The 24,797-nt window shown below is 54.6% G+C and carries 24 protein-coding genes; 10 read left to right on the top strand and 14 right to left on the bottom strand.

Annotation, left to right across the window (positions count from 1 at the left end; translation table 11 throughout):
• Nucleotides 1–116: 116 nt before the first annotated feature.
• From cfa to ACFQ1T_RS01130, 10 genes are all read left to right on the top strand, one after another.
• On the top strand, nt 117–1,289 hold the full coding sequence (cfa, locus tag ACFQ1T_RS01175; protein ID WP_194749212.1) for a cyclopropane fatty acyl phospholipid synthase: 1,173 nt from the start codon (nt 117–119) through the stop codon (nt 1,287–1,289).
• Nucleotides 1,290–1,605: 316 nt separating this feature from the next.
• Complete coding sequence (gene argA / locus ACFQ1T_RS01170; RefSeq protein ID WP_338656391.1) at nt 1,606–3,174, top strand: amino-acid N-acetyltransferase; 1,569 nt, start codon at nt 1,606–1,608, stop codon at nt 3,172–3,174.
• Between the two features lie 171 nt (nt 3,175–3,345).
• The gene (locus ACFQ1T_RS01165) at nt 3,346–4,182 is read left to right on the top strand and encodes a Tim44 domain-containing protein (RefSeq protein WP_379073448.1); all 837 of its coding nucleotides are present in this window, start codon (nt 3,346–3,348) and stop codon (nt 4,180–4,182) included.
• 134 nt (nt 4,183–4,316) lie between these two features.
• A complete protein-coding gene (argB, locus tag ACFQ1T_RS01160; protein WP_379073761.1) occupies nt 4,317–5,198 on the top strand; it encodes an acetylglutamate kinase in 882 nt (293 codons plus the stop codon).
• 33 nt (nt 5,199–5,231) lie between these two features.
• Nucleotides 5,232–5,849, top strand: coding sequence for a glutathione S-transferase family protein (locus ACFQ1T_RS01155; RefSeq protein WP_379073447.1), 618 nt, complete (start codon nt 5,232–5,234; stop codon nt 5,847–5,849).
• Between the two features lie 15 nt (nt 5,850–5,864).
• A complete protein-coding gene (locus tag ACFQ1T_RS01150) occupies nt 5,865–6,530 on the top strand; it encodes a pyrimidine 5'-nucleotidase (protein ID WP_275356569.1) in 666 nt (221 codons plus the stop codon).
• Between the two features lie 58 nt (nt 6,531–6,588).
• Nucleotides 6,589–7,182 (top strand): nucleoid occlusion factor SlmA, encoded by a 594-nt coding sequence (slmA, locus tag ACFQ1T_RS01145; protein ID WP_275356568.1) that lies wholly within the window; start codon nt 6,589–6,591, stop codon nt 7,180–7,182.
• 22 nt (nt 7,183–7,204) lie between these two features.
• Nucleotides 7,205–7,429 carry a DUF2788 domain-containing protein gene (locus ACFQ1T_RS01140; RefSeq protein WP_194749205.1) on the top strand — a complete coding sequence of 75 codons (225 nt, stop codon included), beginning with the start codon at nt 7,205–7,207 and terminating at the stop codon, nt 7,427–7,429.
• Nucleotides 7,430–7,500: 71 nt separating this feature from the next.
• Nucleotides 7,501–8,148, top strand: coding sequence for an SGNH/GDSL hydrolase family protein (locus tag ACFQ1T_RS01135; RefSeq protein ID WP_313988640.1), 648 nt, complete (start codon nt 7,501–7,503; stop codon nt 8,146–8,148).
• A 67-nt stretch (nt 8,149–8,215) separates the two neighbouring features.
• On the top strand, nt 8,216–9,157 hold the full coding sequence (locus ACFQ1T_RS01130; RefSeq protein ID WP_379073446.1) for a sensor domain-containing diguanylate cyclase: 942 nt from the start codon (nt 8,216–8,218) through the stop codon (nt 9,155–9,157).
• Between the two features lie 22 nt (nt 9,158–9,179).
• Here ACFQ1T_RS01130 and ACFQ1T_RS01125 read toward each other — a convergent pair whose 3' ends face one another.
• From ACFQ1T_RS01125 to murD, 14 genes are all read right to left on the bottom strand, one after another.
• Nucleotides 9,180–10,397 carry a multifunctional CCA addition/repair protein gene (locus tag ACFQ1T_RS01125; RefSeq protein WP_379073445.1) on the bottom strand — a complete coding sequence of 406 codons (1,218 nt, stop codon included), beginning with the start codon at nt 10,395–10,397 and terminating at the stop codon, nt 9,180–9,182.
• A gap of 21 nt (nt 10,398–10,418) precedes the next feature.
• Entirely contained in the window at nt 10,419–11,378 is a 960-nt protein-coding gene (locus tag ACFQ1T_RS01120; protein WP_379073444.1) for a complex I NDUFA9 subunit family protein, read from the bottom strand.
• Nucleotides 11,379–11,446: 68 nt separating this feature from the next.
• Nucleotides 11,447–13,426, bottom strand: a complete 1,980-nt coding sequence (locus ACFQ1T_RS01115) for a transglycosylase SLT domain-containing protein (RefSeq protein ID WP_379073443.1) — start codon at nt 13,424–13,426, stop codon at nt 11,447–11,449.
• Nucleotides 13,427–13,458: 32 nt separating this feature from the next.
• Nucleotides 13,459–13,641 carry a hypothetical protein gene (locus tag ACFQ1T_RS01110; protein ID WP_194749199.1) on the bottom strand — a complete coding sequence of 61 codons (183 nt, stop codon included), beginning with the start codon at nt 13,639–13,641 and terminating at the stop codon, nt 13,459–13,461.
• 21 nt (nt 13,642–13,662) lie between these two features.
• A complete protein-coding gene (gene lpxC, locus ACFQ1T_RS01105) occupies nt 13,663–14,598 on the bottom strand; it encodes a UDP-3-O-acyl-N-acetylglucosamine deacetylase (protein WP_379073442.1) in 936 nt (311 codons plus the stop codon).
• 107 nt (nt 14,599–14,705) lie between these two features.
• Entirely contained in the window at nt 14,706–15,866 is a 1,161-nt protein-coding gene (ftsZ, locus tag ACFQ1T_RS01100; protein WP_194749197.1) for a cell division protein FtsZ, read from the bottom strand.
• Nucleotides 15,867–15,949: 83 nt separating this feature from the next.
• Entirely contained in the window at nt 15,950–17,188 is a 1,239-nt protein-coding gene (gene ftsA / locus ACFQ1T_RS01095) for a cell division protein FtsA (protein WP_194749196.1), read from the bottom strand.
• A gap of 36 nt (nt 17,189–17,224) precedes the next feature.
• Nucleotides 17,225–17,929 (bottom strand): cell division protein FtsQ/DivIB, encoded by a 705-nt coding sequence (locus tag ACFQ1T_RS01090; RefSeq protein WP_194749195.1) that lies wholly within the window; start codon nt 17,927–17,929, stop codon nt 17,225–17,227.
• A 17-nt stretch (nt 17,930–17,946) separates the two neighbouring features.
• The gene (locus ACFQ1T_RS01085) at nt 17,947–18,867 is read right to left on the bottom strand and encodes a D-alanine--D-alanine ligase (protein WP_379073441.1); all 921 of its coding nucleotides are present in this window, start codon (nt 18,865–18,867) and stop codon (nt 17,947–17,949) included.
• A complete protein-coding gene (gene murB, locus ACFQ1T_RS01080; protein ID WP_379073440.1) occupies nt 18,864–19,769 on the bottom strand; it encodes a UDP-N-acetylmuramate dehydrogenase in 906 nt (301 codons plus the stop codon). Before murB ends, ACFQ1T_RS01085 begins: the two co-directional genes overlap by 4 nt.
• Nucleotides 19,766–21,175, bottom strand: coding sequence for a UDP-N-acetylmuramate--L-alanine ligase (murC, locus tag ACFQ1T_RS01075; RefSeq protein ID WP_379073439.1), 1,410 nt, complete (start codon nt 21,173–21,175; stop codon nt 19,766–19,768). Before murC ends, murB begins: the two co-directional genes overlap by 4 nt.
• Nucleotides 21,172–22,266 (bottom strand): undecaprenyldiphospho-muramoylpentapeptide beta-N-acetylglucosaminyltransferase, encoded by a 1,095-nt coding sequence (murG, locus tag ACFQ1T_RS01070; RefSeq protein WP_379073438.1) that lies wholly within the window; start codon nt 22,264–22,266, stop codon nt 21,172–21,174. The genes murC and murG overlap by 4 nt, the downstream gene beginning before the upstream one ends.
• Entirely contained in the window at nt 22,263–23,429 is a 1,167-nt protein-coding gene (gene ftsW, locus ACFQ1T_RS01065) for a putative lipid II flippase FtsW (protein ID WP_228518902.1), read from the bottom strand. The genes murG and ftsW overlap by 4 nt, the downstream gene beginning before the upstream one ends.
• On the bottom strand, nt 23,414–24,784 hold the full coding sequence (gene murD, locus ACFQ1T_RS01060; protein ID WP_379073437.1) for a UDP-N-acetylmuramoyl-L-alanine--D-glutamate ligase: 1,371 nt from the start codon (nt 24,782–24,784) through the stop codon (nt 23,414–23,416). Before murD ends, ftsW begins: the two co-directional genes overlap by 16 nt.
• Between the last annotated feature and the right edge of the window lie 13 nt (nt 24,785–24,797).

Here is a 24,797-nt window from a genome sequence, read left to right as displayed (position 1 = left end):
TTGCCATCAAATCTGTCATACGTCATATGACGAGTTGTCTGCAAGCGCAACTGTTTTTATGATGCAATCCATCAGTCATGCCTACGTGAAGTGTTATTAGGGATTATCAAACGATCATGCCGAAAACCACGACCAACCATTACCTCAGTGCGCATCCCGCGCCACCGGATACGCTGGCCAGTTTGCTGGCGGGCGCTGGGATCACGATTAACGGCAACGCGCCCTGGGATATCCAGGTGTATGAAGAAAGCGTCTACCGCGATGTGTTGACCAAAGGCTCGCTCGGACTGGGACAGGCGTTTATCGAGGGCCGCTGGGGCTGCAACCGACTGGACGAGTTTTTCCATCGCGTCATGCGGGCGGACCTGGATGAAAAAATGGGCGGGACGGCCAGACTCAAATTATTGGCTGAGATCATTCGTCATACCCTGTTTAACCTGCAAGCGCCGCACCGGGCTTATCAGGTGGCGCAGCAACATTACGATATTGGCAATGATGTGTTTGAAGCCATGCTGGATTCGAGCATGAGTTACTCTTGCGGCTACTGGCAACATGCGCAAACGCTGGAAGAAGCCCAGCGTCACAAGCTGGATATGATTTGCCAAAAGCTGGATTTACAACCCGGCGACCGCGTGCTGGAAATCGGCTGTGGCTGGGGTGGGCTGGCCAAGCATATGACACAACATTATGGGGTGCAGGTGCTCGGCATCACGGTGTCAGTTGAGCAACAGGCCTTAGCCAGAGAACGTTGTGCAGGATTGCCGGTGGATATCCAGCTCAAGGACTACCGCGAGTTGCATGGTCAATTCGACAAAATTGTCTCGGTTGGCATGTTTGAGCATGTGGGCCAAAAGAACTACGAAACGTATTTTGCCACCGCACAGCGCTTGCTTAAGGATAACGGGCTGTTTTTGTTGCATACCATAGGCAATCATAAAACCGCCTTGCATACCGACGCCTGGATAGACCGCTATATTTTTCCGAATGGCAAATTGCCCTCGGCCAGCGAAATCACTGGGGCGATTGAAGAAAAGTTTTTAATTGAAGACTGGCATAACTTCGGACCGGATTATGACCGCACCCTGATGGCCTGGTGGGACAAATTCAACCGTGCCTGGCCTGAATTGCAGTTTAAGTATGATGAAAGTTTTTACCGGATGTGGAAATACTACCTGATGTGTTGCGCAGGCTATTTCCGCGCCCGGCAAGGGCAACTCTGGCAGCTGGTATTGAGCAAACGGCAGAGCAACCGTGTGTATCGCTCAATCCGCCCGCAGCCAGTCAGTTGATGTTGACGTAGTCTCTCTGTGTTCTTGACCTTAATATGACGGCCTTGGCCGTCATTTTTTTATGTGCCGTTCCCCTTGAATATCTACAAACACAAAACTTTTTAAGTACCGATACACGCCGATGAGCGCGAACTGCCACTGCTAACATTCTGCTGCGCTTGAAACTGCGCGCGCTTTGCTTACGCTAAAAACTCACACCGGCTTCGCCTGATCGGCGTTTATCTGCTTTCATCGGTGAAAAATTAACACCCCAATATTTGCAATAAAAACCATTTTTATTTATTATTTTGCAAATTAACCTTAAATTAAATGCAAAATGCTAGGCTCAAACATCAGGGAATTGCGTAAATCGCAAAATTTAACCTTGCAGCAACTGGCTGCCCGTATGGGTACAGATGCCAGCAATTTATCGCGCATTGAACGCGGTGAGATTGGCATCTCTGAAGCCCTGCTACGCGCCGCCGCACAGGCGCTGCATACCACGCCTGGCCGGCTCTATGATGCCAACCTAACCCCCGTCTCACTGACCAACACGCCGCCCGCCATCCTGTCTAGCACGAATAGCAAAGAGTTTGTGCATTGGTTTCGCTCTGCGGCGCCTTATATCCACGCCTTTGGCGGCAGCACCTTTGTCATTGCATTTGGCGGAGAAGTCGTCAGTGAACAACAGTTTGTGGCGCTTTCGCACGACCTCAACCTTCTGGCCAGCCTAGAAGTCAGACTGGTATTAGTCCATGGTGCCCGGCCGCAAATTGAGCAACGCCTGAAACGTGACCACCTCACCCCCAAACTGCATAACGGCTTGCGGATCACCGATGATGCCGCCATGGAGGCGGTAAAAGAAGCCAATGGTGCCATCCGGGTAGAGATTGAATCGCTGTTATCCATGGGCATTGCCAACTCGCCGATGGCAGGCAGCGACATCCGTGTTGCCAGTGGTAATTTTGTCACTGCCAAACCCTTGGGCGTACGCGACGGTGTGGATCTGCAACATACCGGCGAAGTGCGCAAGATTGATGCGGTCGGCATCCAGAAACGGCTGGACGATGGCGAGATGGTGTTGTTGTCGCCCATGGGTTACTCGCCCACCGGCGAGACCTTTAACCTGACCCTGGAAGATGTCGCGGTGAGTGCCGCGATTGCGCTGGATGCAGAAAAACTGATTTTCCTGATGGACTCAGAAGGCATCCAGAACCTGCGCGGCGAATTGTTGCGCGAAATGACCTCGGCCAAGGCGCGTAACCTGCTTCGTAACGTGCAGGAAAGTGATGAGCCGATTTTCTATTCCGAGGACGTCAATTATTACCTGCCCGCCGCCGTGCGTGCCTGCGAGCATGGCGTGGCCAGAACCCACCTGATCTCGCGCCACATTGATGGCGCCATTATTCAGGAGCTGTTTACGCGCCAGGGCATAGGCACCATGATCACTGAACTGTCACTGGAAACCATGCGCCAGGCCAATATCGAAGATGTAGGCGGCATTTTGCGGTTGATTGAACCCCTGGAGAATGAGGGCATTCTGGTGCGGCGCGGCCGCGAACGCATCGAGATGGAGATCAACTATTTTTATGTGATGGAACATGATAACCGCGTCATCGGTTGTGCGGCTTTATATCCGTTTCACGAGGAAAAAATGGTAGAGTTCGCCTGCCTGGCGATAGATCCCGCTTACCGTGGCGGTGGCCGCGGTGACAAGCTGTTTAACTATTGCCAGCAGCAAGCCAGTCAAAAAGGCTTTAAACAGCTTTTCTGCCTGACCACCCGCACCGAGCACTGGTTTCTGGAGCGCGGCTTTAGCGAACAAAGCGTGGAGCAACTGCCGCAAGAGAAACTCAAGTTCTATAATTTCCAGCGCAAGTCCAAGGTATTTGTGAAACCTTTGTAAGGCCGCAGCCCAAAGGCTGACCCTTTTATGGCCCCTAAAAAACAAACAATGGCCTTAGCTTCTTGAAATGCAACCATTTCATGCCCACTTACGTTACATTGGATATCCGATTGCCATGCAAGCGCTCTGGCAATCCAGCATTTATTTAATACACATAAACAAAAGGAAAACATGAAACAGTTTTGGAAGCTATTGATGGTGTTGACGGTCTGCATGAGTTTGTTGTCTGGTGTGGCAGAGGCCAAGCGATTGGGCGGTGGCGGCAGTTTTGGTAAAAATCGGCCTGCGCCTGCCAAACAAATGCAACGTGCGCCCGAAGCGACGCCACAACCAGCCCCTGCGGCTGCACCACGTAACGGGATGAGCAAATGGATGGGGCCATTGGCCGGTCTTGCCATTGGTGCCGGCTTGGCAACCCTGTTTTCACACGGCGGATTAGGCGATTTTGCCAATAATTTCAGTACATTATTGATGGTGGTTGCAGGCTTTGCCTTGCTGATGTTTTTAGTGCGTCGCTTCAAAAATGCGCAAGCCTCGCCGCCACAATACGCCGGCGCAGGCGCACCGTACGCCCCCGCCGGATTTCAATCTGAATCCACATACAACGCCAGCGCTGCATCCACAATCAAAGCTGATATTCCTGCCGATTTTCCGGTGGATAGTTTTTTACGTGGTGCCAAATCTTCATTTATTCGTCTGCAAGCCGCCAACGACCGCAAAGACATCCAAGACATTCGTGAATACACCACCCCTGAGGTCTATGCTGAAATCAGCCTGCAATTGCAAGAACGCGGCGATGCCCCACAAACAACCGAGGTATTGAATATTGATGCTGAGCTGATTGAGGTGGTCACTGAAGGCGCTTACACCATTGCCAGTGTGCGTTACTCGGGTCAGTTGCGCGAAAACAATGGTGCGATTGAACACATCAATGAAATCTGGCACTTGCAAAAAGCGTTACAGCCAAGCAATGCGCCATGGTTATTGGCTGGGATTCAGCAAGCCTGATATGGCTGATGCATCCAGGTTAAGCTACTGGCTACCCTAAATTCGCATGATGTGTAAGCGCTGTTTTTTAATCAGCGCTTCACATTTCTGCGGTAAAATTCACGCTGTTTTGAACTCAATACGGACCTCCGATGATGCAACATGCCACTGCCTCGCAAAAGGCAAAAACCCTGTCCGAAGCGCTGCCCTACATCAAACGCTTTTTTGATAAAACCATCGTGATCAAATATGGCGGTAACGCCATGACGGACGACCGCCTCAAAGAGTGTTTTGCGCAGGATGTGGTGCTGTTAAAACTGGTGGGCATGAACCCGGTGGTGGTGCATGGCGGCGGCCCGCAAATCAATGAAATGCTGGACAAGCTGGGCAAAAAAGGCGAATTCATTCAGGGCATGCGTGTCACCGACGAAGAAACCATGGACGTGGTGGAAATGGTGTTGGGGGGTCAGGTGAACAAGGAAATCGTTAACCTGATTAACCGTCACGGCGGTAAAGCGGTGGGGTTAACTGGGCAGGATGGTAACTTTATCCATGCGCACAAACTGCTGATGGAAGACCTCAAAGACCCGAGCAAAATGATTGATGTCGGCCAGGTGGGCGAGATTTCCGGCATAGACCCCAGCATCATTACGTTTCTGGATAGCGGTGACTTTATCCCGGTCGTCGCGCCGATTGGCGTAGGCAAGGATGGCGAAACTTATAACATCAATGCCGATGTGGTGGCGGGCAAACTGGCTGAAATCCTCAATGCAGAAAAACTCATTTTGCTGACCAATACGCCAGGCGTGCTGGATAAAAATGGCCAGCTGCTGACCGGCCTGACACCCAAGCAAATCGATGACCTGGTAGAAGATGGCACCCTGAGTGGCGGCATGTTGCCAAAAATCGGTTCTGCGCTAGATGCGGCGCGCAGTGGCGTCAAGTCTGTGCACATCATTGATGGCCGCGTGGAGCATGCCTTGCTGCTGGAAGTGTTGACTGACGAAGGCGTGGGCACGCTGATCAAGGCGAAATAGCCATTCAGCCACGCTCATCAGCAGTGCCCAACCATGGCTGAGATTATTTTATACAGCAACAAACTGTCGCGTGGCCGTGCCGTGCACTGGCTGCTCGAAGAGCTGGGCCTTGCGTATCAGGCGGTGTGGCTGGACTTTGGTCCGGCCATGAAAAAAGCAGACTACCTGGCAATCAACCCCATGGGCAAAGTACCTGCCCTCCAGCATGGCGGGGCCGTGGTCACCGAGACGGCCGCGATCCTGACCTATCTGGCAGACACGTTTGCCGACAAGGGCTTGATTCCAGCCGCGGGCACCCCGGAAAGGGCAGCTTTTTACCGCTGGATGTTTTTTATCGCCGGTCCGTTGGAAGCGGCAACGACGGCTGAGTTTCTGGGCTGGCAAACGCCGGAAAAAACACCTTTGGGTACGCCTTGTCAGGCTTTTCTGGGCTTTGGCTCACTGACACTGACGCTAGATACCCTGGAATCGCATTTACGCCAGCATGCCTATGTGTGTGGCGACCAGTTCACCGCCGCCGATGTCTATCTGGCGACCCATCTGGCGTTTGGCATGCGTTACACCAAAGCCTATCCACCGCGTGCCGTCTTTGACGACTACTTAAACCGCCTGCTGCACCGCCCGGCCAAATTGCGGGCAGATGCCCTTTAATCTGGCACGACAGTAATGACGCGCAGGGTGTGGATTTTTGACCTGGACGACACCCTGCACAACGCCTCGGCGCACATCTTCCCGGTGATGAACCGCGCCATGACCCAATATATCCAGGATCACTTGCAGCTGGATGAACCAGCCGCCTGCGCCTTGCGCCAGCATTACTGGCAGGTCTATGGCGCCACCCTCAAAGGGCTGATGCGCCACCACGGGGTCAACCCGCATCATTTTCTTGCAGAAACCCATGCCTTTCTGACGGACGAAATGGTGCATACCACCAAACAGCTCAGACAATTATTGCAGCAACTGCCGGGACGTAAATGCGTCTTCACCAACGCACCGCGTCACTATGCGTTGCGCGTGCTGCAAGTGCTGGGCATTGAGGATTGCTTTTCACTGGTCTTCAGTGTGGAATCCAGTGGCTTTCACGCCAAACCCAGCGTGCGCGGGTTTCAATTGCTGCTACGCCAGCTTAAATGCCGTGCGGCAGATTGCACCTTGTTTGAAGACAGCCTGCCCGCACTGATGACGGCCAAACGGCTGGGGATGCGCACGGTGTGGATCAGCCGCAAGTTACGCAAACCAAACTTTGTGCAATATAGGTTAGCGCATATGTTGGCGCTCACTCACAGCGGCCTGAAAAAAGGGCCGCTTTACATTCCCGCCGCCGGTGAATAAGGTTAAAATACGGGTCAAAATAACCACCTAACGATCAGGCTCAGGCTCCCACATCATTATGGCTACCATCAATAAAGAAGCACGCGCAAACCGTAAACAGCAAATTCTGGAAACCCTGGCAGGCATGCTGCAAACGCCACGTGGCGAAAAAGTCACCACGGCAGCCCTGGCTGCCAAACTCGATGTTTCCGAGGCGGCACTTTACCGCCACTTTGCCAACAAGGCCAAAATGTTTGAGGGCCTGATCGAGTTTATTGAAAGCGCCTTGTTTGGTGTCATGAACAAAATCACCACCGACGAAACCGATGGCCTCAAGCAAGTACAGCTGATGCTGCAAACCATGCTCAAGTTTGCCGAGCGCAATCCCGGCATGTCACGGGTGTTGATTGGCGATGCCCTGGTCAATGAAGATGACGCCTTGCAATTACGTATCAACCAGTTGCTGGACAGGTTAGAAGCCAGCCTCAAGCAATCGTTGCGTATTGCCGAAGCACAGGGTCACAAAATCAATGATGCCGGCACGGCGGCCAATACCATGATCAGTTTTGTGCTGGGCCGCTGGCATGCTTTTGCCAAAAGCGGATTCAAACGCAAACCGAGCGACAATCTTGAGCAACACTTGGCCCAGCTGATTACGGGCTGCCTGCAATAAGTTTCAACAGAAAGTATCACGGATGGAAACCACTATTTTTGGCATGAATGAAGCCCAACTCACCGAGTTTGGCATGTCCTGGGGCCTCGCGTTCCTCATGCTGTTTATTGTCTTTATTGTGGGCAACCTGGCCTGGAAATCCAAAGCGGGCAAAACCGGCACTTTTGCCTTGTTTCTGGCCCTGACGCTGGGGCTGGTCGGATTCCTGGCCAAATTTGCCATTCAGCACTATCTGAATATTCACTAGCTGAATATTCACCTGTTTTATCAAAACCAGCGTCTGCTTTATACTGCATGCTCCCTTGGTGAGGTGAAGCAATGCAGCACATCCTGGTTTACTCAGACTCGTTAAGCTGGGGCATCATCCCCAATACCCGTCAGCGCCTGCCGTTTGAGCAGCGCTGGCCTGGGGTCCTCGAAATCAGCCTGAGTCAAATGCAGCAACGCGTGCGCGTGATTGAAGATTGCCTGAATGGCAGGCGCACGGTGTTCGAAGACCCGTTCAAACCCGGACGCAACGGCCAGCAAGGGTTGGCGCAGCGTATCGAAATCCATTCGCCGCTGGCGCTGGTCATCCTCATGCTGGGCACCAATGACTTTCAGTCCATGCATCCGCACACCGCCTGGCACGCCGCGCAAGGCATGGCCAGCCTGGTCACCACCATACGGCAAGCCCCGATAGAATCAGGCATGCCTGTCCCACAAGTCATGATCGTGGCACCACCACTCATCACTCAACCACAAGGACCGATTGCAGAAAAGTTTGCTGGCGCCGCACAAAAATGCCAGGGACTGGCCACGGCTTACCGCGCAGTCAGCCAGGCGATGGATTGCCTGTTTGTCGATGCAGGGTACATCGTCACCACCAGTGAAATAGATGGCGTGCATCTGGATGCTCCACAACATCTGCAATTAGGGCAAGCCCTGGCCCATGAAGTGAACGCGTTTCTAGGGCAGCAAGCCTGAATTGGCTATTGCGATCCTGCTGTCCGTCCGCTACCCTTAATCAATTTATCACACCACCGTTTTCGCCATGGATCACGTACTGCCCCCTCAAGATAACGATACTTATAAAACATTGCTGGAATCCACCAAAGCGATTCCATGGAAATTAGACTGGGCCTCCAAACGGTTCACTTATATTGGTCCACAAATTGAGTCCTTACTCGGCTGGACACAGGACAGCTGGCAATCCGCAGGGGACTGGGCCGCACGCATGCACGAGGAAGACCGCGATCGGGTATTCAATTTTTGTATCTCGCAATCACTGCAAGGCCTGGATCATGAAGCCGACTACCGCGCACTGACGGCTGACGGTGGCTTTGTCTGGATACGCGATGTGGTACATGTGATCCGTGCTGCGAACGGCGAGCCCGAGGCACTGATTGGCTTTATGTTTGATATCAGCGAACGCAAACAAACAGAGCAACAATTACTGGATTTGCAAAAACAACTTGAAGTGCTGTCCTATCAGGATAGCCTGACTGGGGTCGCCAACCGCCGCATGTTTGACAGCGTGCTGGAAAAAGAATGGCTGGAAGCCAGCCGACATCAGCAGCCCTTGGCACTGATCATGATCGATATCGACTATTTCAAGCAATTCAATGATGCTTACGGGCATCTGAAAGGCGATGAGATACTCAAGAAAGTCTCCAGTCTTTTGTCTCATGCCGGCGTGCGTGCAAATGATTTTTTTGCCAGATTTGGCGGCGAAGAGTTTGCCTGGATCTTACCGGAGACCGATCTTGTTTCCGCAGGCAAGATCGCTGAGCGTTGCCGCCATCTGATTTTCAAGGCACAGATTCCGCATGCGCACTCAGCCGTCAGTCAGCTGCTCACCATCAGTGTGGGGGTGGGCAGTATCATCCCCTCAGCAACAGACCAGATGAATGATTTTTTGGCGGATGTAGACAGACTGATGTATCACGCCAAGCATCAAGGCAGAAACCGGATAGTCTTGCAGGAAGAGGTTTAGACCCTAAACGATCGCGGACTGGTTAATGCAGATGCATGGCCTGCTGGATGGCCTGTGTTCTGGCTTCCGCCACCGCTTGTTTGATCTGCACAGGTGACTGGCATTGTTTGGCAATCGCACCTGCGTCTACGGTCAAGGCCGCCTGCAATGCGCGGCTCAGGTGCTCGGCATCCTCCAGTGGGCATCGCTCTAATCCCAGCCGGCCTCGGCTGTCACATTCACAGGCCTTGAGAAAATCCTCAAAACGGCTGCGCTGTCTGAATGCGTCCAGCTCCTCTAGAAAATGCAGCAGCGTACTTGCCTTCATTTGCCGCGCCGCATGCAATTTGCCGTGATATTTCGCCACCACCAATGACAGATCCTTGCAATCATTGGGCACTTTCAGGCGGGCCACGACATCCCTAATCAGATCAACGCTGCGCAACTCATGGCCAATATGGCGCGGCAGCACTTCAGCCGGCGTGGTGCCCTTGCCCAGATCATGGGTCAGTGCCGCAAAGCGTACAGGCAGGCTAAAGGCTTGCGTCGCAGCGTAATCAATCACCATCATGATATGGATGCCGGTATCCACTTCAGGATGATAAGTGGCGGTTTGCGGTACGCCCCACAAGCGGTCCAGCTCTGGGAAGATGATTTTCAACGCGCCGCAAGCACGCAGCATCTCAAACATGCGGCTCGGTTGGGACTCCATGAGGCCTTTGGCGATCTCTTGCCAGACGCGCTCGGGCACCAGGGCATCCACCTCGCCTGCGGCGACCATCTCGCGCATCAGCACCATGGTTTCAGGCGCCACAGTAAAATCGGTAAATCTGGCCAAAAAGCGTGCAGCACGCAGGATTCTGACCGGATCTTCACTAAACGCGGCTGTTACATGCCGCAAGATTCTTTTTTCAATATCTGCCTGGCCACCGAACGGATCAATCAGTTGCCCCTCCGCGGTCTCGGCAATGGCATTCATGGTGAAGTCACGGCGAGCGAGATCTTCCTCCAAGGTCACGTCTGGATCCGCGTGAACACTAAAGCCCTTGTAGCCTTTGGCGGTTTTGCGCTCGGTACGCGCCAGCGCGTATTCTTGCTGGGTCTGGGGATGTAAAAAAACGGGGAAATCCTTGCCGACTGCGCGGTAGCCTGCGGCCAGCATTTGTTCGGGGCTGGCACCCACCACCACATAGTCAAGGTCTTTGACGGGCAGGCCGAGCAGGCTGTCCCGCACGGCACCCCCTACCTGGTAAATCTGCATGACAGGCAACCCTGTACGCAATCAACGTCTGGCGTTGATGACACGCCCAGCGGCCGCGCGGAACTGATCATAGGCCCCCCGCGGATTGTTTTTGACCAGATACCCGGAAATCACGGCGAACATATCCGTTGGGACCACACACAGTTCGTTGGCCATCGGTTGCTGGCACACATTATCTACCTGCATGGATTTGACGTTATCGCGTGAGATCAGCTTGATGGGCAACAGCTGCATAAAGCTGCCTTGCAGCAGGGACATGCGCAGGCTCAAGCCCAGGATGGGGCGCTGCACATGGATGGTTTTCATGACCGCCTCTATGATTTGCTGCAAGGTCATGATGGCGGGGCCACCCAGCTCATAAGTCTTGCCATAGGTCGCAGGTTCATCGACAGCATTCACCATGGCGGCAGCGACGTCTTCCACCCAAATCGGCTGGAACTTGGCATTGGGCATGGCCAGTGCCAAAACGGGAATCCATTGGATCAGCTTGGCGAACAGGTTGATAAAGCGGTCACGCGTGCCAAAAATGACTGAAGGCCGGAAGATGGTCACATGCAGTTTTTTGCTGAACGCCATGACGGCACTGTCCCCCGCGGCCTTGCTGCGCAAATACTCACTGGGGGCGCTGGCAGAAGCCTGCAGGGCGCTCATATGTAGCAAACGCGGAATCCCCAACGCTTCGCACAATTGCGCGACCTGGCGTGGAAACTGGTGATGCATTTTTTCAAAAGCGTTATCACGGGTTTGATGCAAGATGCCAATCAGGTTAATCACCACATCACTGCCCTGCAATTGCGCCTTGAGAGCGGCGTGATCATGAATATCACACTCAACCACCTGCACATTAGGCAGCAAAATCAAGTGCTTGGCCTGCTCGCGACGCCGCGTCAGCACTTTGACTTGGTGACCGGCCTGATCTAGCCTGGCGACCACACTGCTACCAACAAAACCGCTACCACCCAACACTGTGACTGTCTTCATTTGCTTGTTCCTGATGCGTCTTGCGTTAACTGAGTTCGTATTTGCTTATTGTACCGAAAAACCGCCGCTTACTCTTGCTCTGAAATCGTGATCGTGGTGGTGACCGTGTCAGCCTCTGCCACACTGCGTGCGGGGATCGTCCCCAGACGTTTCTTGAGGGTCACCACCGGCAAGCCCAGACGCGCAGCGTACATATGCGCATTGGCCAGCACTTTTTTCACGTAATTGCGCGTCTCGCTAAACGGGATGGTTTCGGCATAAATTGCGCCTTCGAGTGGCGTACTGGCCGCCCAGCGCCGTGCACGGCTCGGGCCGGCATTGTAGGCGGCGGTGGCCATCACCTCCTGGCCATTAAACGTATCCAGCGTGTAGCGCATGTAATAAGTGCCCAGATTCACATTGGTTTCGATGTCATGCAGCATGCCATCATGGTAGCTATTCAAGCCGAGTTTTTTGGCGATCCATTTGGCGGTAGCAGGCATCACCTGCATTAAACCACCTGCGCCCACCGATGACTTGGCGTAGTGCATAAACCGGCTCTCCTGCCGGATAATGCCATAGACCCAGGCTTCATCAATCTCCCGGCTGCGAGAGGCTTTTTGCAGGTAATCGCGGTAGGGCGTGGGGTAACGCAACTCAAAATTATGGGTACGACTGGTTTTGTCTGCCGCCAGCACCGCCAGGTCAAACCAGCCTTTGAGCATGGCATATTGTGCGGCGACGATACGTCCGGGATCATCCAGCGCTTCCAGCAGGTACATCCACTCCAGCCTCGCCTCGTAGCGTGCCTCGACGTCAAACAAGGCTTCCATGCGTTTGACTGCCGGTTGCCGTGAAAACTGCCGGACTTCGTCGTCAGCGGGTTGATAAGTGGCCGTCGGCTCACCCAGCATTGGCCCCAACTCTTCAGCGGCCAGCCAGCCATAAAAATGCCGCTCCTGCGAGAGTTTAGCCAATAAGGCATTGGCTTCTGCAGGCGTCCCCTTCATCAGCAGCGCACGTGCTTTCCAGTACCGCCAGGCAGCCTCTTCGCCCAAGACCGGCGGCATGTCAGAGATCACTTTCAGCAGCTGGTTCCAGTCCTGCTGACGCAAAGCGGCCCGTGCATACCATTCCCACTGCTCGTTATTGAGCACAGAGGCAGTCACTTTGTTAAAACTTTGCAAGGCTTCCGGCGCGTGTTTACGTGCCGCCTCCAGTGCGATATAAGCCTGAACCAGTTGTTTTTCTTCAGCATCCAGCAAGCCGTTATATTTTTGATAACTGGCCCGCGCGACCTCGATCTCAGCCTTGGCCTGTCTATGGAGGATATACATATACAACGCCCGGCCATAAGCGCTACGGTCCTGAATCGTGCCTTTTTTCAGCGCTAACGCCGGGTTTTGCGTGACTTCGTCCAGTTGTTTAAACAGCGCAGCATCTGTTTTGCTGCTACGTTTGGCCATCGCTTTGGCTAGGCCCGGCTTATTGGCAAACAGCGCGTCCCGATACAGGGTCAGTAACAACTTCTCGTCGAGCACGCCCACTTGCTGCAAGGCTTCCAGCATGCCCTGACAATCGGGCGGCAGGTCTTTGCCCGCCAGCAACAGTTTCTTGCCGTCCTCGTAGGCATTCGGATCATCCATGGCGATCCCAGCCTGAATCTGGTAACACTGGTTACCCACATCGTTGAGGCTGTAATACATGGGCATTTGCGCACGCATTTCAATAAACTGGTCCCAGAACTGCAAGCGGCCTAGTCGTTTCAGCCACAACTCACGCACCCGCTGTGACAGCAAGGACTCATTGTTTTCTTGCAAAAACGCCTGCACCTGGTTGTAAGAGAGTTGATCCAGTGTGAGGATCATCTGCCAGTATTGCAGATAAGGCAGCAACGGCGAGCGCTTTTGCCTGAGCGTATCAGTAGCTTCGGATAATTGGGCCAGGTTTCTGGTTTGATAGGCCTGTTTGGCCTGTGCATAGACCTCGGCGTCGCCAGCGAATGCAGCGGTCGCCACAATGAACAGCGCAGCAGCCAGTGCCACGAAAAAGGGGAATCTAGTCTTCATGCATTAACGATCACGTGATGGCGTGATCAATTTCAAATTCTGGCCAATCGACTAAGGAAAAAGAACAACAGCAACAACAGGATGACCACAAACCCACCGCGCCAGACTGCTTTGAGCCAGCGCCAGTAGCGTGGCTGCCCGGTCTGCCAGCTCAGCAAACCCAGGATCAGGGTGCTCAACACCAGCACGGCAAACAAGATTCGTATCCACCACATTGTGATCTGCCTGGACGCGGTTTACGCCGGTAACAGCGGCGCCGGACTAAAATAGTCGCGTTGTTTGACAAAGCCAACCGGGGCATGGGCGTCGTTATCAAACGTACAGTATTCCCAGGCGCTTTCATCGGCCAGCAGGGCGCGCAGTAACTGGTTATTCAAGGCGTGGCCCGATTTGAACGCAGTAAACTGTCCAACAATCGGATAGCCCAGAATATACAAATCGCCAATCGCATCGAGGACTTTGTGCTTGGCGAATTCGTCTTCATAACGCAAGCCACCGCCGTTGAGGACTTTGTATTCATCCAGCACAATCGCGTTATCGAGGCTGCCGCCTTTGGCGAGCCCATTGGCCCGCAGGTATTCGACCTCATGCATAAAGCCGAATGTGCGTGCACGGCTGATCTCGTCCACATAGCTCTGGCTGTCGTAATCAATGGTGACTGTTTTGCCAGAAAACTCGAACACGGGATGTGCAAAATCAATAGTAAATTCGGCTTTAAAGCCATGGTGCGGCGTAAATTTTGCCCATTTATCGCCTTCGCTTACTTCTACCGGCTTGAGGATACGCACGAATTTTTTCGGTGCCTCCAACTCAGCCAGTCCGGCCGTTTGCAACAGATAGATAAACGGTCCCGAGCTGCCATCCATGATGGGCACCTCGGCGGCCGTCAGTTCTATCAATACATTGTCTACCCCCAAACCGGCGAGGGCAGACATTAAATGCTCCACGGTAGCCACGCGCGCACCTGAAAACTCTAGGGCGGAGCTCAGGCGAGTGTCATTCACTGCCATCGGGGCGACCCGCATGGCAGGCGTATCGGGCAAATCGATACGCTGGAACACCACTCCGTGATCGGCGGGCGCAGGCTTGAGCGTCAGCGTGACTTTTTCACCGCTGTGCAGCCCAACGCCAGTGGCGCTGATCGATTGTTTAAGCGTGCGTTGCTTTAACATGGTTTTCTCTACTGTTAATGATTGGCGACATTATAAGCCAATCGCTGTACTCACTCATGATTCATCTGGCCTTCCCTGTGTTGCACTCGGTTCCGCCAGGGGCATCATTAGTCAGCCTGCTTGCGCAAAAATGCCGGAATATCGTATTCCTCAATCCCGGAGTTCTTCATGGCTTCGACCTGCGCACGACGGCTGTTGCTGGTGAATACGGCCGGCTCGTCTTCTTCAACCGTGTTGAAGATCGGCTGGTTAGTCGTACCATCACGCAGGGTCGTCATCACCTTGAGCTCAGGTTTGGCCTGGCGTTTGCCCACGGAACCATTCAAGCCGGTGGCCACCATGGTCACACGCAAGTTATCGCCCATGCTTTCATCCATCACGTTACCGACGATCACGGTCGCATCTTCTGCGGTGAATTCCTTGATCGTGTTCATCACGTCATAGTATTCACGCATCTTGAAGCTGCCGCTGGCGCTAATGTTCACCAGTACGCCACGCGCATTGGCCAGATTCACGTCTTCCAGCAATGGGCTGGCAACCGCTTGTTCTGCGGCAATCCGTGCACGGTTAGGTCCGCTGGCTTCTGCAGAGCCCATCATCGCCATGCCCATTTCGGACATCACGGTGCGTACGTCAGCAAAGTCCACGTTGACCAGGCCTGGGCAGTTGATGATTTCAGCGATGCCAGACACGGCATTGTGCAAAACGTCATTGGCTGCACGGTAAGCTTCTACCACGGTCACGTCTTCACCCAGCACGTCCATCAGCTTTTCGTTAGGGATAACAATAAGAGAGTCTACATATTGGGAAAGTTCTTCCAGACCTTCTTGTGCGACTTTGGCACGTTTGCCTTCAAAGGCAAAAGGCTTGGTCACCACGGCCACGGTCAGGATGCCCATTTCACGCGCCACTTCTGCAATGATCGGTGCAGCCCCAGTACCAGTCCCGCCACCCATGCCTGCGGTAATAAACAGCATGTCTGCACCATCAATGGTTTCGGCGATACTGTCGCGGTCTTCCAGCGCGGCTTCGCGACCGATTTCCGGTTTGGCACCAGCGCCCAGGCCTTTGGTAATGTCAGAACCAATTTGCAGCACGACTTTGGCATGGCTCTTTTTCAAGGCCTGCATATCCGTGTTGGCGCAAATAAACTCAACGCCTGTCACGCTCTTGGTCATCATGTGCTCTACGGCGTTTCCACCGCAACCACCGACCCCAATCACCTTGATCACGGCGCCATCATTCTCTTTGTCAAAAATCTCAATCATACTCACCCTCCATTGCCTATTATTTGAGTGCTTGGTTTGCCCCGCACACTCGCCCTAAAACACATTAAAAAAACAACAAAAACCTAAAAGTTGCCGGTAAACCAGCGCTTCATTCTTTCAAACAATCTGCCAAATGACCCGGATTGCAGATCGCCTACCATTTGTTTCTCCACCTGCTGTTTGGCCATCAGCAACAAGCCGATGCCGGTGGCATAGCGTGGATTGCCCACCACTTCTGACAAGCCCTCCACATAGCGCGGCACACCCAGACGCACCGGCGTATGGAAAATCTCTTCGCCCAGCTCGACCATGCCGCGCATTTGTGCCGCGCCGCCGGTAATGACGATGCCGGAAGCAATCATGGATTCCATGCCACTGCGGCGCAGCTCTTGCTGCACAAACTCGTAAATCTCTTCGACGCGGTCTTCAATCACCTCGGTCAGCGCCTGGCAGGACAACTGGCGTGGCTCACGGCCATCCACCGCAGGTACTTCCACCACTTCGCGTGGGTCTGCCAGCTGACGCAAGGCACAGCCATGCTTGACCTTGATCTCTTCTGCCGACTGCGTCGGCGTGCGCAAGGCCACCGCGATATCATTGGTAATCTGGTCACCGGCAATCGGGATCACTGCGGTATGGCGGATCGCGCCATTCTTGAACACCGCCAGGTCTGTGGTACCGCCACCGATATCCACCAGACATACGCCCAGCTCTTTTTCATCATCAGTGAGCACTGATTCGCTGGAAGCCAGTGGCTGCAAAATCAGGTCGCTGACTTCCAGGCCGCAGCGCTTGATGCATTTGACGATGTTTTGTGCCGCGGCAATGGCGCCGGTCACAATATGTACCCGCACTTCGAGGCGGATGCCGCTCATGCCCAACGGTTCGCGCACATCTTCCTGACCGTCGATAATGAATTCCTGGGTCAGGATATGCAGAATCTGCTGGTCTGCCGGCAAGGCAATCGCACGGGCGGTTTCTACTACGCGGTCGATGTCCATCTGCGAGACTTCGCTCTCTTTGATTTTCACCATGCCGTGCGAATTGAGGCTTTTCACGTGGCTGCCCGCAATGCCGGAGTACACGGTATTGATCTTGCAATCCGCCATCAACTCTACTTCTTCAATCGCGCGCTGAATCGCCTGCATGGTGGAGTCAATATTCACCACCACGCCTTTTTTCAAGCCACGGGAAGCATGCTGCCCGACCCCGATCACTTTCAGGGTGCCTTCCGGCAAAATCTCTGCCGCAATCGCAACAATCTTCGAGGTGCCGATATCCAGCCCCACGATCAAATTTTTATCTTCTCTGACTCTACTCATGTGTTTTCCTTGACCTTCTTTCTGGCAATGTGCCGCCTACGCCCCAGGCCGTGGCATGCGCAAGGCAAAGCCATTCGGGTAGCGTAAATCGGCATAACGCCAGTCGCTCTCTGCAATACTTGCTTGCTGACGGTAAGCCGTCACAAACTGTTGCAATCTTTGTTTCGCGGCTTCACGCCCCAGCATCATCTGGCGGCCATCCGCTGTTTTAATTTCCCAGGCACGGCGCGAGGACAGGCTCAGTTGCTGTATCTGTAGCGGTGTGCCTGACAGCATCTGTGCAAAACTGGCATAGCCTTGCGCCACTTCTTTCACGGCATCGCCCGGCCCATAAAAGGTGGGCAATTGCTCATCTGAGGCGGCCTGAAACAGTTCGCCATGCTTGTTAACCAATGCCACACCACCCCAACGACCCAGGGCCTGATGCTCTTCAATCTGTACCACAATAGTGTCTGGCCACTGGCGACGGACGGCCACCTTGCGCGCCCAGGGCAGTTTTTCAAAAGCGGTACGCGTGCGTTGCAAATCCAGCGTATAAAAATTGCCCTTCAGGTATTTGCGCACGATGAGCTGGATCTGCTCATGGTTCACATGATCGAGGTTGCCCTCCACCTGTACCTGCTTGACCGGGAAGATGGGCAAATGCAACACCACAAACAACAAGGCGTACAACAGCATCACCACTGCCAGTGAAAACAACAGATTGGCAATCCAGTTCAGCAATGTTGGTCTATCCCACATCGTCTCAGTCGTCCTCGTTATGCGTCACGCAAGGTTTGTTGCAAAATACGGATCACCAAGGCATCAAAGTCCATGCCGGCCGCTTTCGCTGCCATCGGCACCAGGCTGTGATCGGTCATGCCTGGGCTGGTATTCACCTCCAGAAAATAGTGTTTACCGGCCTCATCCATCAAAAAGTCCACCCGTCCCCAGCCTTTGCAGCCCAGCACCTTGAACGCCTGCACGGCTTCAGCCTGGATCTGTTGTTCCTGCTCGGCAGACAAGCCACAAGGGCAGAGGTACTCGGTGTCGTCGCGCAAATACTTGGCTTCGTAATCGTAATATTCGTTTTTGGGCACAATGCGCACGACAGGCAGTGCGGTCTCGCCCAGAATGCCGACGGTATATTCACCGCCACCGACAAACTGTTCGGCAATCACCAGCGGGTCTGACTGTTTGGCCAGTGCATAGGCTGCCTGCAAATCCCCCGCCTGCTTGACCTTGCTGACACCGATGCTGGAACCTTCATTGGCCGGTTTCACAAACAGCGGCAAACCCAGTGCCGTCACGACATTTTCAACATGGGTACTGTCATCCATGAGCACATAGTTAGGCGTAGTCACACCCGCAGCCGTCCACAACAACTTGGTGCGCCACTTATCCATGCCCAGTGCCGACGCCATGACGCCGCTGCCGGTATAAGGGATGCCCATTAACTCAAGCGCCCCCTGTATGGTGCCGTCTTCACCAAAGCGGCCATGCAAGGCAATAAAGGCACGGTCAAACTGCTTGAGCGCTGACAAGTCCTGGCTGGCCGGATCAAAGGCATGCGCATCCACGCCCTGGCGCTGCAAGGCCGCCAGCACCGCCGAGCCACTTTTGAGCGACACTTCGCGCTCGCCGGAACGACCGCCGAACAACACGGCCACTTTGCCAAATTGAGACTGACTTGTACTCATGCTTGTAAAACACCCTCCCCAATTACTTTTACTTCTTGCACCAATGCCACGCCCTGTTTGGCGCGCACGGTGGTTTTCACGTGCTCAATCAGGGCTTCAATATCAGCTGCGCTGGCCTGCCCCAGATTCACAATAAAGTTGGCATGCTTTTCAGAGACCTGTGCGCCACCGATGGTGGCCCCCTTCAACCCTGAAGCTTCAATCAGCCGCGCAGCAAAATCGCCTTCAGGATTTCTAAAGGTAGACCCTGCACTCGGCATATTCAGTGGCTGGCTGGCCAAACGCTTGGCCAGCAACTGCTTGATCTGTTCGGCAGACGCCTTGCCATCGCCGGCAGGGACGGCAAACCAGCCGCCCAAAAACCACTCATCTGCCGCCGGATGCGCCACATGACGATAGCTGGGCTGGTATTCTGCTTTCATGCGCGTTTGTACCAAGCCTGCACGGTTAATCGTTTTCACTTCACTGACCCACTGCCAGGTTTCCCCCCCATAACAACCGGCATTCATTGCCAGCGCGCCGCCTACGGTGCCCGGAATGCCAGCCATAAACTCGGCCCCAACGCGGTCCTGGCTGGCCGCAAAGCGCGCCAGCTTGGCACAGGTCACGCCAGCATCCGCATAAATACGCTCACCGTGCATCTCCAGCGCTTGCAGCGCCTGATGCATGACCACCACAGTCCCGCGCACGCCCCCATCGCGTACCAGCAGGTTGCTGCCCAAGCCAATAAAGGTCAGCGGTTCACTGGCTGATAACTGCTGCAAAAACTGCTGCAAGGCTTCTACGCTGTCAGCCAGCACCAGGCGATCCGCCGGGCCGCCGACACGCCAGCTGGTATAGCGGGCCAAAGGCTCGTTCTTGAGCACTTGCAAGCCTGAGGTTTTCACACGGGTGGCACTCATACGCTAGCCAGCTCCCGTGTTTTGGCCGCCACGCTACCGATATTGCCAGCGCCCATCACCACCACCACATCGCCAGGCAACACACTCTCAAGAATGGCTGCCGGCAGCTCTTCGGTGGTTTCCACAAAGCGAGGCTCCACCTTGCCGTTGACGCGGATGGCGCGGATCAGGCTGCGCGTATCCGCCGCCACAATCGGTGATTCGCCCGCCGAATACACTTCGGTCAACAGCAAGGCATCCACGGTCGACAGTACTTTTACAAAATCTTCAAAACAGTCGCGGGTGCGGGTATAGCGGTGCGGCTGGAAGGCCAGTACCAGACGGCGACCCGGGAAGGCGCCGCGCGCGGCTGCAATCACCGCCTGCATTTCAATCGGGTGATGTCCGTAGTCATCCACCAGCGTGAAGTGTCCACCGGCATGCTCGCCTTGACTGATCGGGATTTCACCATAACGCTCAAAGCGACGGCCCACACCGCGGAACTCAGCCAGCGCCTTGAGGATGGCGGCATCCGGCACATTCAACTCAGTAGCAATCGCAATCGCCGCCAGCGCATTCAGCACATAGTGGTGGCCCGGCAGGTTCAAGGTCACTTCATTACGTACGGTCACGCCGTTTTTGCGCACCAGGGTGAAATGCATCTTGCCGTTGTCGGCAACAATATTTTCCGCGCGAATCGCAGCTTCTTCGTGCGTGCCATAGGTGGTCACTGGCCGGGTGACGCGCGGTAGGATTTCACGCACATTGGCGTCATCGATGCACAACACAGCCATGCCCCAGAAAGGAATCTGCTGCAAGAACTCGACAAACGCGGTTTTGAGTTTGTCAAAACTGTGCTCGTAAGTGTCCATGTGGTCCTGGTCGATATTGGTCACCACTGCCATGATCGGCGTCAGGTGCAAGAACGACGCATCAGACTCATCCGCCTCTACCACGATCAATTCACCGGTACCCAAGCGCGCATTGGCGCTGGCCGCTTCGAGCTTGCCGCCAATGACAAAGGTCGGATCCATATCGGCCTCTGCCAGAATGCTGGCAATCAGGCTGGTAGTGGTGGTTTTGCCATGTGTCCCTGCCACGGCGATGCCTTGCTTGAAGCGCATGAGTTCGGCCAGCATGACCGCACGCGGAATCACGGGCACTTTGCGCGCACGCGCGGCGATGATTTCCGGGTTTTCTTCATTGATCGCACTGGATACCACCACCACATCCGCATTGCCCAGGTGCTCGGTGGCATGGCCCTGAAACACGGTGGCGCCAAACCCTTGCAAGCGTCTGGTGGTGGCATTGCTGGCCAGGTCTGACCCGCTGACTTCAAAGCCCAGGTTCAGCAGCACTTCGGCAATGCCGCTCATGCCCGAGCCGCCGATGCCGATAAAATGAATTTTTTTGACTTTATGTTTCATAGTGCTTTAAGTTTTCCGTTGTTCTCGGCCAGTTGCTGGCAAATCGCTGCCACCTGGCGCGTGGCCTGTGGCCTGGCCAGTGCGCGCGCTTTTTGCGCCATCGCCAGGCAAGTGGCTCTATCCAGTGTTTGCAACAAGGCGGCCAATGACCCAATGTCCAGGTCACGCTGTTGTATCAGCTGCGCCGCGCCTGCTTGTGCCAAATACGCGGCATTGGTGGTCTGGTGATCATCCACCGCAAACGGGAAGGGCACCAGAATGCTGGCAGCGCCCACATTAGCCAACTCCGCCACGGTCAGGGCCCCGGCCCGGCAAATGACCAGGTCCGCCCAGGCATACACTTCTGCCATGTCATGGATAAAGGCGCGGCAATCAGCCGCCACACCTGCCTCGGCATAGGCTTTTTTCAAAGCCTCAATCTGTTTTTCACCAGACTGATGAATGATCTGTGGCCGCGCATTGGGCTGCAACTGCGCAAAAGCCTGTGGCAACAAGGTGTTCAATGCCACCGCACCCAAACTGCCGCCAACCACCAGGACCCGCAACACGCCGTGATGCTCGGCAAAGCGCCGTTCTGGCGTAGGCAAGGTCGTAATGCCTTCACGTACTGGATTACCGACCATTTCCCCTTTGGCTCCCAACGCATTGGGGAAGCCGGTCAATACCCGATTTGCCAGCTTGGCCAGTACTTTATTGGTCAACCCCGCCACCGAGTTTTGCTCATGAATCACCAGCGGCACGCCAGCCAGCTTGGCCATGACGCCGCCTGGAAACGCGGCAAAGCCGCCCATGCCCAACACGACATCGGGCTGATGTTCCGCAATCGCCCGCCTGGCTTGGGCAAATGCACGCAGCAGCTTGACTGGTAAAGTCAACCAGCCCATCACCCCTTTACCGCGCACGCCTTGCATGGTCATCATGGCTTTTGCATAGGGTTTGTCTGCAATCAGGCGGTTTTCCATGCCCCCCTCGGTGGCCAGCCAGACAATTTGCCAACCTTGTGCATGCAAGGCATCGGCCACGGCCATCGCAGGATAGACATGGCCGCCAGTGCCGCCCGCCATCACCAGTAATGTGTATGCACGGGTCATGACTGCAAGCCTTTCTGCAGACGTCTGTTCTCGAAATCAATGCGCAGCAGCACCGACAAAGCGATGCAATTGGCCAAAATGCCGCTACCACCGTAAGACAACAGTGGCAAAGTCAGGCCTTTGGTGGGCAACAGGCCCATGTTCACGCCCATATTGATAAAACCCTGCACGCCCATCCAGACGCCGATGCCTTGTGCCAGCAAGGCCGAGTAATAACGCTCATTGGCAACGGCTTCTTTGGCAATGCTAAAGGCGCGGATCACCAGCCAGGCAAACAGCAAGACCACGACCAGCACACCCACATAGCCCAACTCTTCCGCCACCACAGCCAGTAAAAAGTCGGTATGTGCCTCTGGCAGGTAGAGCAGTTTTTCCACACTGCCGCCCAGACCCACGCCCCAAAACTCACCGCGACCAAACGCGATCAGGGCATGCGATAACTGATAACCGGTATCAAATGGATCATCAAACGGATTCAAAAAGCCTTTCATGCGCTCCAGACGATAGGGTTCCATCACCACCAGACCAATCACCGCCAATGGCAAGGCGCCCAGCATGGCCAGAAACACCTTGAGATTGACGCCGCCCAGCCACATGATGGAAAACGCAATCGAGGCCGTGACAGCAAACGCGCCAAAATCGGGCTCTTTCAACAGCAGCACGCCGACAAACACCATCACACCCAGCATGGGTAAAAAGCCTTTTTTAAAGCTGTGCATGCTGCTGGCCTTACGCACGGCATAGTCCGAGGCGTACATGGCAATAAACAGCTTCATAAGTTCTGAAGGCTGCAGATTCATGATCAACAGGGAAATCCAGCGGCGGCTGCCATTGACCACTTTGCCGATGCCGGGGATCAACACCAGAATCAGCAGCACAATGCCGGCAATAAACAGGTAGGGCGACATCTTTTGCCACCAGGCCATGGGCACTTGAAAAACCACGATGGCCGCCCCCAAGCCGACAGAAATATACAAAGCCTGACGCACCAGGAAGTAGGTGCTGTTATGGCCAAACATCTTGCTTGAGTCTGCGTAGGCGATGGAGGCCGAATACACCATGACCATGCCAAACGCCAGCAGTGACAGCACCACCCACACCAGCGACTGATCATAGCTGGGCGAGTTATAGCGCTCACGCGACATCATCAACGGCCCAAGCATGCGGCCTCCATGGCTTTCACAGCCTCGACAAATACCTGTGCGCGGTGTTCGTAGTTGCGGAACATATCAAAACTGGCGCAGGCAGGGGACAGCAAGACCGCATCGCCCGCCTCAGCCAGTGTTTTGGCAATATGCACTGCCGCGGTTAGATCAACGGCATCGACCACAGGCAATTGCAAATGCTGCAAAACCTGTTGAATTTTGGGACCATCACGGCCGATCAACACCACAGCGCGTGCATGGTGCAACACGGCATCACGCAAAGGATTAAAGTCCTGGCCCTTGCCGTCGCCGCCCGCAATCAGCACCACTTTTTGTGGTTTGCCCTGTTTGAGCATGCCGCTGATGGCAGCGCAGGTCGCGCCAACATTGGTGCCTTTGGAGTCATCGTAAAAGTCGACATCCTCAATATTGGCCACCCACTCCACGCGGTGCGGCAAGCCGGCAAACGACTGCACGGTATGCAGAATGGAAACTTTGTCTATGCCGATGGCCTGTGCCAGCGCAATGGCAGCCAGCGCATTGGCAATATTGTGTTTGCCGCGGATCTGCAGGGTATCGGCTTCAATATAGTGGCGATTACCCGCGCACAGCCAGCCTGCGTCATTGAGGCCGTAATCATTGATGCTAGGGGCCGGGTTAACGCCGAATGAAATCTGCGGCATGGCACCGGCCAAGGCCATGCTGGCAGGATCATCACGATTTACCACGGCAATGCGGGCATGCTGGTAGATACGGGCCTTGGCCTGCGCATAATCGGTCATGCTGTCGTATCTATCCATATGATCCTCGGACAGATTGAGCACCGTGGCAACATCAACCTCCAGGCTGTGCGTGGTTTCCAGCTGAAAACTGGACAGCTCCAGCACATAAACGTCTGGCGCAGGCATGTGCAATGCATCCAGCACGGGCAAACCGATATTGCCAGCCACAATGGTATTGAGTCCGGCCTGTTTGCAGATTTCGCCCACCAGCGAAGTCACGGTGGTTTTACCGTTGGAGCCGGTGATGGCAATCACCTTGGCATAAGGCGCACGGAAGCGCGCAAACAGCTCGACATCACCGACCACGGCTTTGCCTTGTGCCATCAGATCGGCCAATACAGGCTCTTTCAGTGCCACACCCGGACTGGCCACAATCAAATCCATCGCCGCCAGCAAACTGCTATTAAAAGGTCCAAGATGGTATTCGACCTCGGGAAATTCTTCTTGCAGGCGATCCAGGCCTGACGGATGCGGGCGTGAGTCAAACATCACCACTTCTGCGCCCATACCACGCAGCCAGCGCAACGCCGAGAAGCCGGTATCACCCAGTCCCAGGACAGCAATGCGTTGGTGTTCGAAGTGTTTTTTCATGTGTTTGCCTGAC

This window comes from Methylophilus glucosoxydans (genome assembly GCF_042676145.1).
Classification (GTDB): domain Bacteria; phylum Pseudomonadota; class Gammaproteobacteria; order Burkholderiales; family Methylophilaceae; genus Methylophilus; species Methylophilus glucosoxydans.
Note: the sequence above shows the minus strand (reverse complement) of the source record. Positions and strands in the feature narration are given on the sequence as shown.